Origin of the sequence: Corallococcus sp. AB038B (assembly GCF_003668955.1) — a bacterium.
Taxonomy (GTDB): Bacteria; Myxococcota; Myxococcia; order Myxococcales; family Myxococcaceae; genus Corallococcus; species Corallococcus exiguus.
The window spans coordinates 328554-344742 of record NZ_RAWO01000005.1; the positions used below are offsets into that span (position 1 = coordinate 328554).

Annotated in this window: 15 protein-coding genes; 5 read left to right on the forward strand and 10 right to left on the reverse strand. The window is 69.9% G+C overall.

Translation table 11 applies throughout. The features are described from left to right. Window positions 1-21 precede the first annotated feature (21 nt). On the reverse strand, window positions 22-1947 hold the full coding sequence (locus tag D7Y04_RS22735; RefSeq protein WP_121760688.1) for a S8 family serine peptidase: 1926 nt from the start codon (window positions 1945-1947) through the stop codon (window positions 22-24). A 213-nt stretch (window positions 1948-2160) separates the two neighbouring features. On the opposite strand from D7Y04_RS22735, the gene D7Y04_RS22740 reads away from it, so the two are divergent. Both D7Y04_RS22740 and D7Y04_RS22745 read left to right on the forward strand, forming a co-directional pair. Then, entirely contained in the window at window positions 2161-3480 is a 1320-nt protein-coding gene (locus tag D7Y04_RS22740) for a lysophospholipid acyltransferase family protein (protein ID WP_121760689.1), read from the forward strand. A 122-nt stretch (window positions 3481-3602) separates the two neighbouring features. Next, window positions 3603-4556, forward strand: coding sequence for an NAD(P)/FAD-dependent oxidoreductase (locus D7Y04_RS22745; protein ID WP_121760690.1), 954 nt, complete (start codon window positions 3603-3605; stop codon window positions 4554-4556). 12 nt (window positions 4557-4568) lie between these two features. Here D7Y04_RS22745 and D7Y04_RS22750 read toward each other — a convergent pair whose 3' ends face one another. The 8 genes from D7Y04_RS22750 to D7Y04_RS22785 all read right to left on the reverse strand — a co-directional run bounded on the left by D7Y04_RS22750 (window position 4569) and on the right by D7Y04_RS22785 (window position 12289). Continuing rightward, window positions 4569-5420: an AraC family transcriptional regulator gene (locus tag D7Y04_RS22750; protein WP_120599829.1), complete on the reverse strand. Its 852-nt coding sequence runs from the start codon at window positions 5418-5420 to the stop codon at window positions 4569-4571. A gap of 101 nt (window positions 5421-5521) precedes the next feature. Continuing rightward, on the reverse strand, window positions 5522-6802 hold the full coding sequence (locus D7Y04_RS22755; protein ID WP_120599832.1) for an MFS transporter: 1281 nt from the start codon (window positions 6800-6802) through the stop codon (window positions 5522-5524). After that, on the reverse strand, window positions 6799-7740 hold the full coding sequence (locus D7Y04_RS22760; protein WP_120581251.1) for a Ppx/GppA phosphatase family protein: 942 nt from the start codon (window positions 7738-7740) through the stop codon (window positions 6799-6801). The genes D7Y04_RS22755 and D7Y04_RS22760 overlap by 4 nt, the downstream gene beginning before the upstream one ends. Window positions 7741-7754: 14 nt before the next feature. Next, window positions 7755-8951, reverse strand: coding sequence for an aminotransferase class V-fold PLP-dependent enzyme (locus D7Y04_RS22765; RefSeq protein ID WP_121760691.1), 1197 nt, complete (start codon window positions 8949-8951; stop codon window positions 7755-7757). 57 nt (window positions 8952-9008) lie between these two features. Next, entirely contained in the window at window positions 9009-10298 is a 1290-nt protein-coding gene (locus D7Y04_RS22770; RefSeq protein ID WP_121760692.1) for a DPP IV N-terminal domain-containing protein, read from the reverse strand. Then, a complete protein-coding gene (locus D7Y04_RS22775; RefSeq protein WP_121760693.1) occupies window positions 10295-11065 on the reverse strand; it encodes a cell envelope integrity protein TolA in 771 nt (256 codons plus the stop codon). Before D7Y04_RS22775 ends, D7Y04_RS22770 begins: the two co-directional genes overlap by 4 nt. Before the next feature lie 3 nt (window positions 11066-11068). Next, a complete protein-coding gene (tolR, locus tag D7Y04_RS22780; RefSeq protein ID WP_120599696.1) occupies window positions 11069-11563 on the reverse strand; it encodes a protein TolR in 495 nt (164 codons plus the stop codon). A gap of 12 nt (window positions 11564-11575) precedes the next feature. Next, the gene (locus D7Y04_RS22785; RefSeq protein WP_120580672.1) at window positions 11576-12289 is read right to left on the reverse strand and encodes a MotA/TolQ/ExbB proton channel family protein; all 714 of its coding nucleotides are present in this window, start codon (window positions 12287-12289) and stop codon (window positions 11576-11578) included. Between the two features lie 159 nt (window positions 12290-12448). Between D7Y04_RS22785 and D7Y04_RS22790 the strand changes: the two genes are divergently transcribed. Both D7Y04_RS22790 and murI read left to right on the forward strand, forming a co-directional pair. Then, a complete protein-coding gene (locus tag D7Y04_RS22790) occupies window positions 12449-13459 on the forward strand; it encodes a hypothetical protein (protein WP_120599700.1) in 1011 nt (336 codons plus the stop codon). A gap of 132 nt (window positions 13460-13591) precedes the next feature. Next, on the forward strand, window positions 13592-14407 hold the full coding sequence (gene murI / locus D7Y04_RS22795) for a glutamate racemase (RefSeq protein WP_120599697.1): 816 nt from the start codon (window positions 13592-13594) through the stop codon (window positions 14405-14407). Window positions 14408-14435: 28 nt separating this feature from the next. Here murI and carF read toward each other — a convergent pair whose 3' ends face one another. Beyond that, window positions 14436-15293, reverse strand: a complete 858-nt coding sequence (gene carF / locus D7Y04_RS22800) for a plasmanylethanolamine desaturase (RefSeq protein ID WP_120580669.1) — start codon at window positions 15291-15293, stop codon at window positions 14436-14438. A 270-nt stretch (window positions 15294-15563) separates the two neighbouring features. Here carF and D7Y04_RS22805 point away from each other — a divergent pair, with 270 nt between their 5' ends. Continuing rightward, window positions 15564-16136 (forward strand): hypothetical protein, encoded by a 573-nt coding sequence (locus D7Y04_RS22805; protein ID WP_120599698.1) that lies wholly within the window; start codon window positions 15564-15566, stop codon window positions 16134-16136. Window positions 16137-16189: the final 53 nt, after the last annotated feature.

The following is a 16189-nucleotide window of genomic DNA, read 5'->3' on the forward strand; positions in this document are numbered from 1 at the left end:
CCTTGTGGGGTCCGTGAGTGACTACGGACGCGGGACACGGCGATCCACTTCCGCGGTGCCGGTGTACTGCGTGGCCACGTTCAGGAAGCCCTTGAGCTGAACGCGCCACGTGCCGGCGGGTGGGTTCGAAATGGTGACGGCCTCACCCGTGGAGGTGCCCTCGGCGCTGGTCGCGACGAGCTCCCCGTTGGGGCCAAAGACATACAGGTCCAGGTCGTAGGCCGGGTTGCCCCAGGCCGTCTTGATGCGCAGGGCGTTGGCGCCCGCGGGCACGGTGAGTGAGTGCTCGTGCTGCGCGGCCCGCAGGGACAGATCCAGGATGGGAAGGTTGATGCTCGTCTTCACCGTGCCCGTCCAGGAGGGCAGGGCGGTGGTCTGCGTGGTGTAGCGGATGCCCACGGCGTCATTCACGAGCTTCGTCGCCGCGTACACGTCCGCGTAGCCCGCGCCCACCTCCCACGTCTCCAACTGGCGCGTGTTGCCCGCCGCGTCCTTCGTGTACATGGGCCGCGCGGTGGCCTGCACCGCCGCGAGCACGCCGTCCATGTTGAGGGCGGGGTTCACCTCCAAGAGCAGCGCGGCGACGCCCGACATGTGCGGCGCGGCCATGGAGGTGCCGGAGCTGGCCGCGTAGAACGGCTCGGGGTGCAGCAGGTCCAGGCCCAGGTACGGCTGCATGATGGTGGCGGTGAGCGCGCGCGCCGCCACGATGTTCACGCCCGGCAGCGTGATGTCCGGGTGGTGGAGCGCATCGCCCGGGATGCCCCGGCTGGAGAAGGACGCCAGCTCGCCCGGTGCGTCCTGGCTGAGCAGCGGGTTGGTGGCCGCCGTGGTGTCGCGCGACGTGCCGGCCGCGACGGAGATGGCGCACGGCGAGGCGCTGTACGGGTTGAGCGTGTCGGGGTCGGAGCCCTCGTTGCCCGCGGCGAACACCACCACCATGCCCAGGTCGTAGGCGCGCTTCGTCGCGATGGAGATGGGGTCGAGCGGCGCGAAGTGGCTGCCGCTGGTGCCCCACGAGTTGGAGATGACGCGCACGTTGTGCGTCTCGCGGACGTCGGGGTCCATGAGGAAGTCGAAGCCCTCCAGCGCGAACAGGATGCTCAGCGCGTCGCCGGTGCCCACGCCCAGCAGCTTCGCTCCGGGGGCCACGCCCTGGTGCCTTCCCCCGGAGCGCGCGCCCGAGCCGGCGATGATGCTGGCGCAGTGCGTGCCGTGGCCGCTGGTCAGGTCGCTGTTGGGCGTGTCCACGTACAGCGCGCCGCCAATGCCCAGGTCCAGCGGGGACGCGACGACCTTCACGTTGCGCGCCACGTTGGGGAAGTCGCCGTGCGTACCGTCCAGGCCGGAGTCGATGACGCCCACGCCGATGCCCGCGCCCGTCGTCTCATACGCGGTGCGCGCGGTGTCCGCGTGGATGTACGGCACGCTGGTGTCCAGGAAGTACTGGAGCGGCTTGTCCTCGTAGATGGACAGCAGGCCCAGCGGTTGGAGCTCCTGGCGCAAGGTGGCGACGAGCTTCGGCGTCACCGGGACCTTCAGCGCCACCATGGGCAGCGACTTGAGCGCCAGGACGTTGCCCAGGCCCAGCCCCTGCGTCAGCCCGCCCAGCGTGCGCGTCAGGCCGCCCAGCACGGCGTCCAGGTTGAGCACGCCGCCCGTCGCGTTCGCGGTGTTGAAGGACAGGATGAGCGTGCGCACCGAACCGTCCGTGTGCAGCGCCGGGTCCACCACCGCCTGGGCGAGCGCCGCCTGTGTCGCGCTGGACGCATAGAGCGCGTTGCAGGCGCTGGGCGTCGCGGCCGCGGCCGTGACGATGGACCGCGAGGACGACGTGACGGCAGGTGCCCCTTCCGCCTTCGAGCCTTCTTCCTGCGGGGTGCTCGCGCCACACCCCAGGACGGCGGCGGTGGCGGCGGCCCAGCCCAGCGACAGCAATCGCTTCATGTGGTGCGCTCCCCGGGTGTGTCGCGGCTTTTCAAAGTCCGCACAAAAGGGGTGTGTCGGGGGCGCGTTCCCGTGGATCCCCGTCGTACCGGATTGTTCTGTAGTGGCTGAATCCGTGAGCTGTCGGGGAAGGGGGGCTTTCCCACCCCTGTCGGTGACAGTGTCCGGAGCGAGGGCGGGCCTGGGGTGGGTCGCCGGTATACAGTCCGCGGCGTGTTCTACGCGTGTGTGCGGGCGGTGGTGGCGCTGGCGTTGCGGCTCTTCTACCGGGTGAAGGTGAATGCCCCGGGCGAAGCGCCCTCTGGGCCGGTGCTCTTCGTGGGCAACCATCCGAACGGGCTCATCGACCCGGCGTTGGTGTTCATCCTCACGCGGCGCCAGGTGACGTTCATGGCCAAGGCGCCGCTGTTCAAGCTGCCCGTCATCGGCTGGCTGTTGAAGGGTTTGAACGCGCTGCCGGTGTATCGCAAGCAGGACGACCCGACGCAGATGGGGCGCAACGAGGGCACGCTGGATGCGGCGAAGGGCGCGCTCGTGCAGGGGCGCGCCATCACCATCTTTCCGGAGGGCAAGAGCCACTCGGAGCCGGAGCTGGCGGAGCTGAAGACGGGGGCGGCGCGCATCGCGCTCAACGCCGCGCGCGAGGGCGCTCCGGTGCGCATCGTCCCGGTGGGGCTCACCTACGCGGAGAAGAACGTCTTCCGCAGCGAGGTGCTCATCGACCAGGGAGCGCCCATCGACGTGCAGGCCTTCCTGCCGAAGGACGCGGCGTCGGAGCAGGACTCAGTGCGCGCGCTGACGGAGCGGGTGGCGGAGGGCCTGCGCTCGGTGACGCTGAACCTGGAGCAGTGGGCGGACCTGCCGGTGGTGCAGGTGGCGGAGCAACTCTATGCCTTCCGTCAGGGCGGCGCGCTGGACGCGGAGCGGCTGCGGCTGTGGGCGCGCGGCGTGCGGTTGTTCCGGACGCAGGAGCCGGAGCGTTACGAGCGCCTGCGCCAGCACCTGTCCTCGTTCGGCAGCCGGATGGCGCTGGTTCAGGCCGCGCGGCCGCAGGATCTGTCCGTGGAGTACCGCCCGGGCAACGTGGTGCCGTTCGCGGTGAAGACGCTGGCGCGGCTGGTGTTCGGGCTGCCGCTGTTCGCGCTGGGGCTGGCGGTGTTCGCGCTGCCCTATCCGTTGCCCCGGATGGCGGCGCGGCGGGCGGAGCTGGACATCCAGGCCACGGTGAAGTTCCTCACCGCGGTGGTGGTGTCCGTCGTGTGGTGGTGGGGCCTGACGGCGGTCGCGTCGGTGTGGGGCGGATGGGCGTGGGGGCTGGGAACCTTCATGGGCATCCCGCCGCTGGCGCTGTTCACGCTTTCCTTCGCGGAGCGCTGGGACGCCATCCGTCATGACCTGGAGCTGTTCTTCACGCTGGGCAACCGGAAGCGCCTGAAGGCCCGGCTGCTCATGGAAGGGGAGCGGCTGGCGGGCGAGGTGGAGCGGCTGGCGGAGGAGTACCGGCCGAAGCTCGACGCGCCCGTCGCTCGGTAGCGGGTGGCGTAAAGCGGACCGGAAGATCCGCCGATGCCGTCGAAAGGCCCGCCCTGCTGCCATCCCGGGCCGGTCGTTAGGTTCCCCGAACGGAATCAACGACCGGCACGAGGAGCAGGGCAATGGCGGCATACGACGTGGTCATCGTGGGAGGCGGCCCTGGCGGGCTCAACGCCGCGCTGTATCTGGGGCGCGGGCGCAAGAAGGTGCTGCTCTGTGACGCGGGCACGCCGCGCAACGCGGCGGCGGAGCACATGCACGGCTTCGGTTCGCGCGACGGCATCCCGCCGCCGGAGTTCCGGCGCATCAGCCGCGAGCAGCTGAAGGCCTATCCCAACGTGGAGGTGCGCGACACGCGGGTGGGCTCCGTGGAGAAGCACGAGGGCGGTTTCCGCGTGGCGCTGGGCGACGGCACGTCGGTGGCCGCCCGGCGCCTCCTGCTGGCGATGGGCGTGGTGGACGTCATGATGGACATCCCCGGCTACAAGGAGCTGTGGGGGCCCAGCATCTTCCAGTGTCCCTACTGTCACGGCTGGGAGGTCCAGGACCAACCGTTCGCCATGCTGGCGAAGAACCCGCAGTACCTGGACGGCGCCCCCATCATCCAGAACTGGTCCAGGGACCTCATCGTCTTCACCCACGGCGCCTTCGACGTGTCACCGGAGCAGCGTGAGAAGCTCCAGGCCCTGGGCATCCCCCTGGAGGAGCGGAAGATCCGCGCGCTGCATGGGAAGGACGGGCGCCTGGCCGAAGTGGAGCTGGAGGACGGGACGCGCATCGCCCGCAGCGTGATGTTCTCCGCGCCGCCGCAGAAGCAGCATGAGCTGGTGACGCGGCTGGGACTCGAGCTGGATGACCTGGGCTACGTGAAGGCGAGCCCCACGGGAGAGACGTCCGTGCCCGGCGTCGTCGCGGTGGGGGACATGACGACGCCGATGCAGGCGGCCATCGCGGCGGCCAGCGCGGGCACCATCGCCGCGGCGATGATGAACCACGCGCTCATCCTGGAGGACGCGGACCGCCGCTTCACGGAGGTGACGGGGAAGCCCGCCCCCTCACGGCAGAAGGCGCACTGAGACGAAGGTTCGTCAGTGCGCGGACGGCGCGCGGTGCTGCTTGCGCCACGCGGCGGGCGTGAGCCCCTCCGCGCGCCGGAACAGGCGGATGAAGTGCGTGGCGTCCGCGTAGCCCACGCGCTCCGCGATGATGTCCACGCGCTCGTCCGTGGACATCAGCCGCCGCCGTGCCTCCGCCATCCGTCCGGAGATGATCCACTCCACCACGCTGCGGCCCGTGGCCTGCTTCAACGCGGTGGTGACGTGCGCGGGTGAACGGCCCACGGCGGCGGCGACCTCGCGCAGCGAGATGGGCTCCAGGCAGTGCCGCTCGATGAACGTGAGCGCATCCCCCGCGAGCGACGCCCGCGACTCCACCGGAGTCCACGTGCTGGAGCGGGCCACCTCCGCGAGCACCAGGGAGAAGAGGCTGCGCGTCACCTGCTCCCCCAGCGCGCGGTGCGGTGCGCGCGTCTCCGCGTGCAGCTCCGACAACAGCCGCACCAGGTGCTCCTGGCGCCCGGACGGAATCGGCACGACGGCGGAGGCGCCCTGGCGCACGCGCTCGAAGGGCTCCAGCAGCGGCCCCACCTCCGTGTGCAGGAAGGCGGACGGATGGAACCCGAGCCCCCAGACCTCCGCCTGCTCGGCCGCCACCGTGCGGTGCTTCTCGCCCGCGGGGATGAGCATCACGTCGCCCGCGGACACCGTCAGCCGGGTGCGCTGGTCGATGACGGCCCGTCCACCCGTGTAGAGCGCGAGCACGGCCTGCGGATGCGAGGCGGCATGAGGGGAGGGCGCCTGCTGGGCATGCCCGCATGCGACGACCAGGGAGCCCGAGGGCGTGTCCCAGGCATGCAGCGGATGCGAATGCACGACATCCACGAACGCCTCCGCTTCCTTCCCCGGCGAGCAGTGAACCTGCTCGCGTGAACCGAATGGGGCCTTGGATGCATTCCGGGCCCAGGCGTTTCGAACGAGGGCGGTCAGCCCTCCTGCACGCGCGGCGTGGCCTCCCGGAACAGCTTCGCGCCCAGGAGGAGCGCCAGGCCGCCCAGCAGCACCGGCACCGCGTTGATGGCGATGGCGGTGTGGAGGCTGGCCATGTCGGCGATGTGCCCGATGAGCGTGGGCGAGATGGCATCCCCCAGCATGTGGATGCACAGCACGTTGAGGCCCATGGCGAAGGCGCGGAACGCGGGCGGCACGCAGTTGACGATGGCCGCGTTGATGGGGCCGCTGTTGAGGAAGATGAGGAACTGCGCCACGCCAATGGCCGCGAACGTCAGCGTCGTGTCCTTCAGGTTCACCGCCAGGTACATGCACGGCGCCGCGAGCAGCAGGCCGATGCCGGACAGCCACAGGCCGCCACCCGCGCGCTTGCGGTCCATCTTGTCGCCCAGCCAGCCGCCAGCCACGGTGCCCGTGAGGCCCGCCACCGCCGTGATGGCGCCGAACACCAGGCCCACGCGGCCAGGGTGCTCCAGCCACAGGTGCCGCTCACGCACCAGGTACGTGGGCATCCAGAACGCCAGGCCGCCAATGGAGAACGTCATCAGCGTGTAGCCGGCCGTCGTGGCCCAGAAGGCCGTGTTGCGGCCCAGGCCCTTGAGGCCCTCCATGAACGGCAGCTTCACCGCCGCGTCCGGCCCGTCCATGGCGCCGCGCTGGGGCTCCGGCATGAAGAACGCCATGGTGCCCAGCACGAGCCCCGGCACGCCGCCCGCGAAGAACGCCGCGTGCCACGAATACGTCTGCGTCAGCCACCCGCCCAGGCCGTAGCCCATGGCGGAGCCTACCGGGATGGCGATGTAGAAGTACGACAGCATCCGCGTGCGCTGCTCACGCGGATACAGGTCGGAGATGATGGACGGCGCCACCGCGCCATAGCCCGCCTCGCCAATTCCAATCACCGCGCGCGCCAGCAAGAGCGCCGTGAAGCTGGACGCCAGGCCGCTGGCCCCCGTGGCCAGGCTCCACAGGATGACGCCGCCCGCCACCAGCAGCCGGCGGGGGATGCGGTCCCCCAGGAAGCCGCCCAGGGGCGACGCCAGCATGAAGACGATGATGAAGACGGTGCCCAGCAGGCCGGACTGCGCGTCGTTGATGCCGAAGTCCTTCTGAATCTCCGGCAGCGCGACGGCGATGATGTACCGGTCGAGGTAGTTGACCAGGTTGATCAGCGTGAGGATGAACAGCGCGTAGCCCGCGCGCACGGACTGCGTGGCGTGCGAGCTGGACGGAGCGGCGGGGGAGGAGGCGTTCATGAGCGAGAGGAGCCGGAGCCAGAGCCGAAGCGGTGTGCCAGGAGGCCCCAGCGCAGGCCGCGGTCGCTCACGCGGCACGCATCCAGGCCCAGCGCCTTCACCGCTTCACGCAGGATGAGGGCGCCCGCGGGGATGACGTCCGCGCGCTTGGGCTGGAGGCCGGGCAGCGTCCGCCGCGCGTCCAGGGGCATGGCGCACAGCTGGTCCGTGAGCGCGTCCAGCTCGCCCCGGGACAGCGTGCCGCCGTGGACCGCTTCCGCGTCGTAGGTCGCCATCTGGTGCTGCACGGCGTAGAGCGTCGTCACCGTGCCGGCCACGCCCACCAGCATCGCGCCGGGGGGAGGCGGGGGCAGGGCGGAGAAGGTGTCGCGCAGGTGCGCCTCGATGGCGCCGCGCTCTTCGGGGGACAGCGGGTCGGTGCGCACGTAGCGCTCCGTGAGCCGCACGGCGCCCACGTCGAAGCTGTGGCGGAAGGCCACCGTGCCGGCGTCGCTGCCGTAGATGAACTCCGTGGATCCACCGCCAATGTCCACCACCAGCAGCGGCCCCGCGGCCTCGCTCGCGAAGTCCTGGGCCACCGCGGCGAAGGACAGCTGCGCCTCCATCTCCCCGGGGATGATCTCCACCGTCACGTCCGCGCGGGCCTTGGCGGCGGCGATGAAGTCCGCGCCGTTCTTCGCGTCGCGCGCGGCGCTGGTGGCGGACACGGCGATGGCCTCCGCGCCCAACTCCCGGGCCTCATTGGCGAAGGACACCAGCACGGCCAGCGTGGCCTCCATGCCTTCGGAGGACAGCACGCGGCTGGTGTCCACGCCCCGGCCCAGGCGGGTGATTTCCGCGCGCTCCACCACGGCCTGGAAGCGGCCGTCCGGCTGGCGGTCCGCCACCAGCAGCAGCACGGAGTTGGTCCCGATATCGATGGATGCGAAGCGCGGCATGCCGCGCACACTACTCAACGCAGCAGCGCTTCCAAAGCGCGCACGAGGGCCTCGTAGTCCGCCGCGGAGTTGTAGAGCTGCGCGGACAGTCGCAGGTGCCGCCGGGGCGCCCGGGGCCAGGCCGTGACAGGGACCTCGATGTGGTGCTCCTCGAACAGGCGCACATGGAGGGGATCCACGTAGAGCGGCGGCTCGGGTCGCTCCGGGAAGCCGTCCGGCAGGGCCACGCACGCCATGCTGCCCACCATGGACTCCGGGCACAGCGGCGTCGCGTTGCCCAGCTTCGCGTCCAGCAGTCGCCGGGCGGCCAGCACCTTCCGCCGGTTGGAGTCCATCACCTCCGGCCACCCGCCCGGAACGAGTCCCTCCATGAAGCGGATCACGGTGGGGATGCACAGGAAGGGCGTGGGGTCGACCGTGCCCACCCAGTCGAACTCCAGCCGGAAGCGCGAGCGGTCCTTGCGCGGCGAGTTGTGCCCGTGGCTCACCACCATGGGCTTGAAGTCCGGCTGCAGGTCGCGGCGCACGTACAGGAACGCGGCGCCCTTGGGCGCGCACAGCCACTTGTGGCAGTTGCCCGTGTAGTACGCCGCGCCCAGCTCCTGGAGCGCCAGCGGCACCATGCCCGGCCCGTGCGCGCCGTCCACCAGCGTCTCCACGCCCCGCTCGCGCAGCCTGCGCACCAGCTCCGCCAGCGGCATGATCAGCGCCGTCTGGCTGGTGATGTGGTCCACGAGGAGCAGCCGCGTGCGAGGCGTCACCTGCGCCATCACCGCGTCCACCACCGACTCCGGCGACGTCACGGGCCAGGGCAGCTTCGCCACCACCACCTTCACGCCCTTCTCCGCGGCGGCCACGTCCAGCGCGTTCTTGGACGCGTTGTATTCGTTGTCGGTGGTGAGCAGCTCGTCGCCGGGCTGGAAGCGCAGGTTGCGCAGCACGGTGTTCACGCCCGTGGTGGCGTTGGGCACGAACGCCAGGTCATCCGCGCTGGCTCCCACGAAGGCCGCGAGCGCCGCGCGCGCTTCGTCCAGCAGCGGCTCCGCCTCGCGAGCGAGGAAGCGCACGGGCTCCGCTTCCAGCCGGGCCCGCAGCTCCGACTGATGCTGGAGCACCGGCTTGGGGCAGGCGCCGAACGAGCCGTGGTTGAGGAAGACGACCTGGGGGTCCAACCCCCAGTGGGTCTTGTGGGCGGGGAGGGGAGCGCTCATGGGGTGCGCAATGCACTCCGGCGCGTCCCCCCTGTCAACGTCACCCGCCGTGACGGACTACTTCGCCGCCGGAGCGGTGCCCCAGTCCGGGGTCAGCCAGTTGCCCTTCTCCATGGGGAGCGGCAGCTGGTTGTTACCTTCGGCGGTCATCACCCACAGGTGCGCGCCGCCGTTGCGGTTGGTGCTGAAGATGATCAGCCGGCCGTTGGGGGAGAAGGTGGGCTCCTCGTTGTTGCCCTGGTCCTGCGTGAGGCGCGTCACCTTGCCCGTGTCCACGTTGACGGTGAAGAGGTCGAACGCGTTGCGCTCGTCGCGAGCGGTGAAGGCGATGAGGTCCCCGCGCGGCGACCAGTCCGGCGTCTGGTTGTAGTTGCCCTGGAAGGTGAGCCGCTTCACGCTGGAGCCGTCCGCGCCCATCACGTACACCTGCGGGCTGCCACCCCGGTTGGACACGAACGCGATGCGCTTGCCGTCCGGCGACCAGGTGGGGCTGGTGTTGAGGCCGTAGGGCGTGTCCGTGATGGCCTTCGCGCCGGAGCCGTCCGCAGCGGCGACGTAGATTTGCGCGCTCTCACCTTCCGCCAGCGCATAGGCGATGCGCTTGCCGTCCGGCGAGTACGCGATGCCCGTGGCCATCTGGCCGTCGGTCACCAGCGGCTTCGCCTCGCCGCCGGGGGACTGCACGTAGATGTCCGGCCGGTTCTTCCGGTAGGACGTGTAGGCCACCTGGCCGGACGGGCTGAGCGTGGGGAGGATGTGCGTGCCGCCCTTGGTGAGCGCCTGCGCGTTCATGCCGTCCCAGTCCGCCACGTACACGTCGCGGTTGGCGGCCGCCTTGCGCACGTAGGTGATGCGCGACAGGAAGGGGCTCGCCTCGCGGGTGAAGTGCCGGTAGAGCGCGTCCGCCAGCGTGTGCGCCAGCTGCCGGGGCTCACCGGCCGGCGCGTCCTTGGACACCTTCAGCTCCTCCTTGCCCGTGGCCACGCTGAACAGGCGCAGCTCGCCGCGCAGCGCGCCGCCGTCCTGCGCCAGCGACACCTTCACCAGCGACTCCGCGCCCACGTCCGCCCAGCGGCTGAAGTTGATGCTGCCCGCCGTCATGCCTTCCTTGGCGTCCGCGGTGAAGCCCGCGCGGTCCAGCACCTGGAAGATGCCGGAGGCGGTGAGGTCGTACGTGAAGGCGGTGTCGAAGGACTGGGCGGCCTTCTTGTCCGCGCCCTCCTGCACCACGGGCGCGGGGGCCGCGAGCGGCAGCGGGCGGAAGTTCGCGCCGGAGATTTCGATGACGGGCGCCTGCGCCAGCACCAGCGCGGGGACCAGGAGGAGCGACAGCAGGAGGGCTTTCATGGGCTGAACACCAGGACGACGCCGTTCTTCTGGAGCGCGTCGCGAAGCGCATCGGGGGGAGGAGAGAAGGGTGATGCCTTGCGCACGGCGGCCACCACCGCCGCGTCGAACAGCTCGTTGCCGCTGGCCTTGGCCAGGCTCACGTCCAGCACTTCGCCCGCGCGGCCCAGCTTCATGGCCACCTGCGCCTTCAGGTACAGGCGCTCCGCGTCGGGGATGGTGTCCGCCACGTTGTAGTGACGGCGCACCTGGGACTTCAAAAGGCCGTAGTACCGCTCGCCCTCCGCCACCGCGGAGTCACCGTCCGGGTCGCCATCCTCGGCGCCTTCCAGCTCCTCCGGCTCGGTGGGCTTCGCGGATTTGTCGAACGCGCCGAAGAGCTTCTTGCGCCGGTCCTCCGCGGTCGCTTCCCCCTTCTGGGGCGCGGGGGCCGGGGCGGGCTTCACGCCGGGCACCGCCACGGCGGCGGGGGAGGGCGCGGGCGTTTCCGCGGGCGGCGTGGGCGTGGGCTTCGCGACGACTTCCTTGGGCGGCGGCTGCGCCACTTCCTTGCGCGGCAGGAGCTTGGGGTCGCGCGGCTTGCCCAGCCGCACCAGCGACGCGTTGATGGGCTTCTGGTCCAGGTTCACCTTCGGCGCGGACGAGAAGCCCGCGTAGAGCAGCGCCGCGGCGACCACCGCCACGTGCCCGACCACGGAGACGACGAGGAAGCGAGACAGCCGCGTGGGCTGTGAAACCAGCAGGCTGTGGGTCACCGCGGAACTCATGGGCTAGCGCTTCGCCTCCTTGGGCTTGCCCTTGGCGCCGGACGGGGCGGGGGCGGCCTTGCCGGAGTTGGACGCCTTGGAGCCCGTGGCCGGTTCCGTGATCATCCCCACGTTGGCGATGCCCGCGCGCTGGGCCGCGGCCATCACCTCCACCACCACGCCGTACGGCACGTCGCGATCCGCGTGGAGGTACACTTCCTTGTCCGCCTGCGCCTTGGCGTTGGCGGCGAGCTTCGTCTCCAGCTCCTCCAGCGGAACCTCCGCATCCCCGATGTAGACCTTGCGCCCCGCGTCGATGGAGAGGACGACCTTCTTCTCCGTCGCCTCCACCGGGGCCGCCTTGGTCTCCGGGAGATTCACCTTCACGCCCTGCTGGATGAGGGGCGCCGTCACCATGAAGATGATGAGCAGCACCAGCATCACGTCCACCATGGGCGTGACGTTGATCTCGCTCATCGTGGTGCGGCCACCGCCGGCCTTGCCTCCGCCCATGCCCATGTGACGGGTCCCCTAGCGGAAGAAGTGCCGCTTGATGATGTTGAGGAAGTCCGCGGAGAAGTTGGACATCTCCGTGTCGAACACCTTGATGCGGCTGACGAACGAGTTGTACGCGACCACCGCCGGGATGGCCGCGAACAGCCCCGCAGCCGTGGCGAACAGCGCGTTGCCCACCGGCGCGGCCACCGTGGCCAGCGTGGCGTTGCCCTGCTCCGCGATGTTGTTGAACGCGCCCAGGATGCCAATCACCGTGCCGAACAGCCCCACGAACGGAGACGCTGCGCCCACCGTGCCCAGGAAGGACACGCGGTTCTCCAGCTCGGTGATCTGCGCCGTGGCCGCGCGGTTGAGCGCGCGCTCCACGTTCTCGATGCCGCCCAGCTTGGCGCTCATCGCGGCTTCGGCGCCTTCCTTGTTGTCCGTCTGCGCCAGCTTGCTCAGCTCCTCGTAGCCCGCGCAGAACACCTTCGACAGCGGCGAGCCCTCCAGCTTCTGGGCGGACTGGTAGATGGCCTCCAGCCGGGACGCCTTCCAGAACGTGTCAAGAAAGGTAAGCGACTGGGCGCGGGCACGCGACAGCTGGGTGGCCTTCATGGCGATGAGGGCCCAGGAGGCGACCGAGACGCCCATCAGGAGGAGAAGCACCGCGAGCTCAATGAACGACGCGTCGCGGATGATCTCCACGTAGTTCATGGCGCCAAAGGCCAGTGGCAGGTGGGGTATCATGGGGTCCAGCGCGTAACATTCCGTCCTCGGGTGGGTCAAACCCGCTCTCAACGCCCGGTTGCTTTGGACGGCACTGAATAATTCCCGGGACTGGTCGTCTGGAGGGTTGTTACGGGCCGACGACCTCAACTTCCCGAAACCGAACCACGGATGCCCACCATGAACGCGAGAACGCTCGCCGCATTCCTCTGCCTCTCCTCCGGACTCTCTGGCTGCGTCATCGAAGACAACCGCTACCCGGGCGACGTCCGGATGTCGTGGAGCTTCGATGGCGCCACCTGCGGGCAGATGCGGAACATCGATGGCGTGGACATCTACATCGACGGCGAGATCCTCGAGGGTGACGGCAAGTATCCCTGCTCGGCGAACGGCTTCGACGGCATCATCCTGCACGACTTCGCGCCCGGCACTTACTCGTTCACGGCGGAGGCGGTCGACTATGACGGCGTGGCGGTCTACTCGTACCGCGGCACGTTCTCCGTGGACGGCAACACGGCGGTGCCCGTCAACTTCAACACGGGCCGCACGGGCGCCACGTCCTACGCCTATGTGAACTGGCTGTTCCCCACGGAGGCGGGCTCGTACTACCCCTCCTGTCAGCAGGCGGGCGTCGCCTACGTGGACGCCCGGGTGGATGACGGCGCGTGGGCGCGCTTCAACTGCAACCAGGGCAGCCAGGGCCGTTCGGTGGAGACGCCGGAGATTGCTCCCGGGCAGCACTACCTGGAGATCGTGGGCGTCGACGCGTACGAGCGGCCCCTCTACTACTACGGTGGTGGCTTCACGTCGCAGGCGGGCATCCCGGCCTCCATCACGGCGAACACCTGGGCCATTGGTGGCGCGGCGGTGGGCTGGCAGCTCTATGAAGGCAGCACGAAGCTCAACTGCGGCCAGGCCGGCGTGAGCGAGGTGGGCATCAACTTCCAGGACATCCACACCAGCGAGTGGGTCTACGGCGAAGCGGGGCAGTGGTTCTCCTGCAACGAGTCCCCGGCCGTCTTCGAGTTCCTGCGCCCCGGTGAGTACTTCGTGTCGCTGCAGGCGAACGGCACGGGTGGCCGGCGCTACATCTCGCCCCGGGGCGCGGACATGCTGAGCCTGCGTGTCTACGCCCACGACTTCCCGAGCGCGGCGGAGGCCGCCATCGCTCCGCTCGACCGCGTGCAGTAGTCGCGCGGCCCATCCGGGCCGGGCCGCATGAAAGGGTCGGAGGCCTTCCAGGCTTCCGGCCCTTCGTGCGTTCTGGGGGACACGCGGGCGGTGCGGGGGGCGTTGGCATCAAACGTGATAGGGACTCACCCCATGCGGCAAGACAGCCACGGTCCCATCGGCGTGTTCGACTCCGGCATCGGGGGGCTCACGGTCCTCAAGGCGCTCATGGCGCGGCTCCCCCACGAGCGCACGCTCTACCTGGGAGACACCGCGCGGGTGCCCTACGGCACCAAGTCCGGCGAGGTGGTGACGCGCTACTCGCTGAAGAACGCGGAGTTCCTGCTGGAGCGCGGCATCAAGCTGCTGGTGGTGGCGTGCAACACCGCCTCCGCCGCGGCGCTGCCCGCCCTCCAGGCTTCGCTGCCGGTGCCGGTGCTGGGCGTGATTGAGCCCGGGGCTCGCACGGCGCTCCAACGCACCCGGGGCGGCGGGGTGGGCGTCATCGGGACGCCGGGCACCATCCGCTCCGGCGCGTACCAGCGGGCGCTGGAGGCGGGCAACCCGAAGGTCGCGGTGAAGGCGACGGCGTGCCCGCTCTTCGTGCCCCTGGCGGAAGAGGGGTGGACGAACGGCGACGTACCGCTGCTCGTGGCCCGCGAGTACCTGGCCGGCTTCGCGCGCGACGGCGTGGACACGCTGGTGCTGGGCTGCACCCACTACCCGCTGCTCAAGGGCGTCATCGCCGAGGTCGTGGGGCCGCACGTGTCGCTGGTGGACTCGGCGGAGGCCACGGCGGAGGCGGTGGCCCAACTGCTGGAGGAGAAGGGGCTGCTGGCGCCAGCGTCCGTGGGCGCGCCGGAGCACGCCTTCTTCGTCACCGACGTGCCGGAGCGCTTCGTGGAGGTGGGGGCCCGCTTCCTGGGCCGCCCCATTCCTTCCGCGGAGCAGGTGGACCTGCGCTTCTAGGCGGCCGTGCCGCCTGGGGTCCGGCTTTTCAGCGAACGGGGGGCGTGGAGACGCTCGCCGTGGGCTCCTCGGCGGACGACTTGAGCAGCTCCTTGGCCGCCTGGATGACCGGCACCTCCTGGGCGCCGTCCACGGCGACGAGCGCCTGGGCGGCCTCCGTGCCGATGTCGTCCTGGCGCGGCAGCTGACCGGTGACCCAGGTGATGAGCCGCTCCATCAGCGGGAAGAAGTGGATCATCTTCAGCGGCCGGTTCATCCAGCCCACGGTGATGCAGTAGTACTGGTTGAAGGGCGCGGTGTGGTGGATGCGGTGGTGGTCCGGCGGCAGGATGAGGTGCACGCGCTGCAGGAAGTTGATGATCGCGGGCGGCTCATCCAGGTGGGACCACTTGTGGAACTGGTTGGTCGCCATCACCCAGAAGATCATCGCGCCCAGGAACGCGGCCAGGAACACCCAGCCCGGGCCGGCGAGCGGCACCGCCACCGCGAGCGCCGCCACCGGCAGTGACACGAGGCAGTTGTTGCCGTTGGTCTCCACGAAGTCGTGGCGGGTGATGGCCTTCTCGTCGACATGGTGCTCGCGGAAGGGGCGGATGAACGCCTTGCCCAGGACGGGCATCTCCGTGGAGCCCCACGTGTCGCCCATCCAGTGGACGAAGCCGGACACGAAGTCCGCGGCCAGGTAGCCCAGCACCACCGCCAGAATCAGCATCCACGGACCGGTGTGGTGGGTGCTCCAGAGCTTGTAGACGAGCACGCTCTCCAGGCCCACGAACGCGATGATGGAGGCAATCTCCATGGCGCGGATGGCGGGCGAGTAGCCCTGCGCGAGCGCCTGGGCATCCTGCAGGCGGACCTTTTCCGCGATGGTGTCCGGCTTTTTCATCGGTGGTGTTCCGGCCGCGGCAGGGAGGGTGGGACTGACGGCGCGATCGTCAGAGGGGTTTACGTACCCCAGGGCGTTTCAGCTTTTCAACAGAGCCGCCCGTGCCCGCCAGGCTGGTGTCCACGTGTGGATCCGTACACGGAGGGTGCCAGAAGGTGGCGCACGCACACCGGCGGGAAGCGGGCAGGCACGCACAAAAAAGAGGTGCGGAGCGCGTGACGCTTACCTTGTGAAGCCTGGACCCCGCTGCTACGGTGCCCGACCTCGGCAATGGCGAAAACCTTCGAAAAAGCCGTCACTGGCTTCAATCACAACATCAAGCACAAGGGGAAGGTCTACCACGTCCAGACCGAGGACTCGGGCGTCAACAACCCCCACATCATCACCCACCTGTTCGTGGGCGGGAACATCCTCGCGTCCAAGAAGACGTCCTACGCGGACATCCTCAACGCGGAGAACCTGGCGGAGGTTGTGCGCGAGTTGATGGAGGAGCAGCACAAGGAGATGCTGCGCAACCTCATCAACGGCGTGTACGACAACTACGAGTCCACGGTCCGTTCGTACCAGCCCGGCCAGCTCGCCACGGACGCGGAGATGGCCGCGCAGCCGAAGCTGCCGCCGCAAGCGCCCGCGCAGCCGCGCCCCCCCACACCGCCGCCTCCTCCTGTCGCGGCCCCCGCCTCGCATCTGCCTCCGGAAGTGGCCGCCGCGCGCGCCCTCAAGGAGAAGCCGCGGATCAACGAGATAGGCGTGGAGACGCTCTTCGGCGAGGACCTCATCTCCGAGAAGAGCCTGGACGAGGTCATCCTCAGCTACCTGGCGAGCGAGGGCGAGCCCTCCTAAGGCCGCTCGCGCGGTGCTGCCCCTCCGGCGACGCCCGGCCCGTTCCTGGGCGG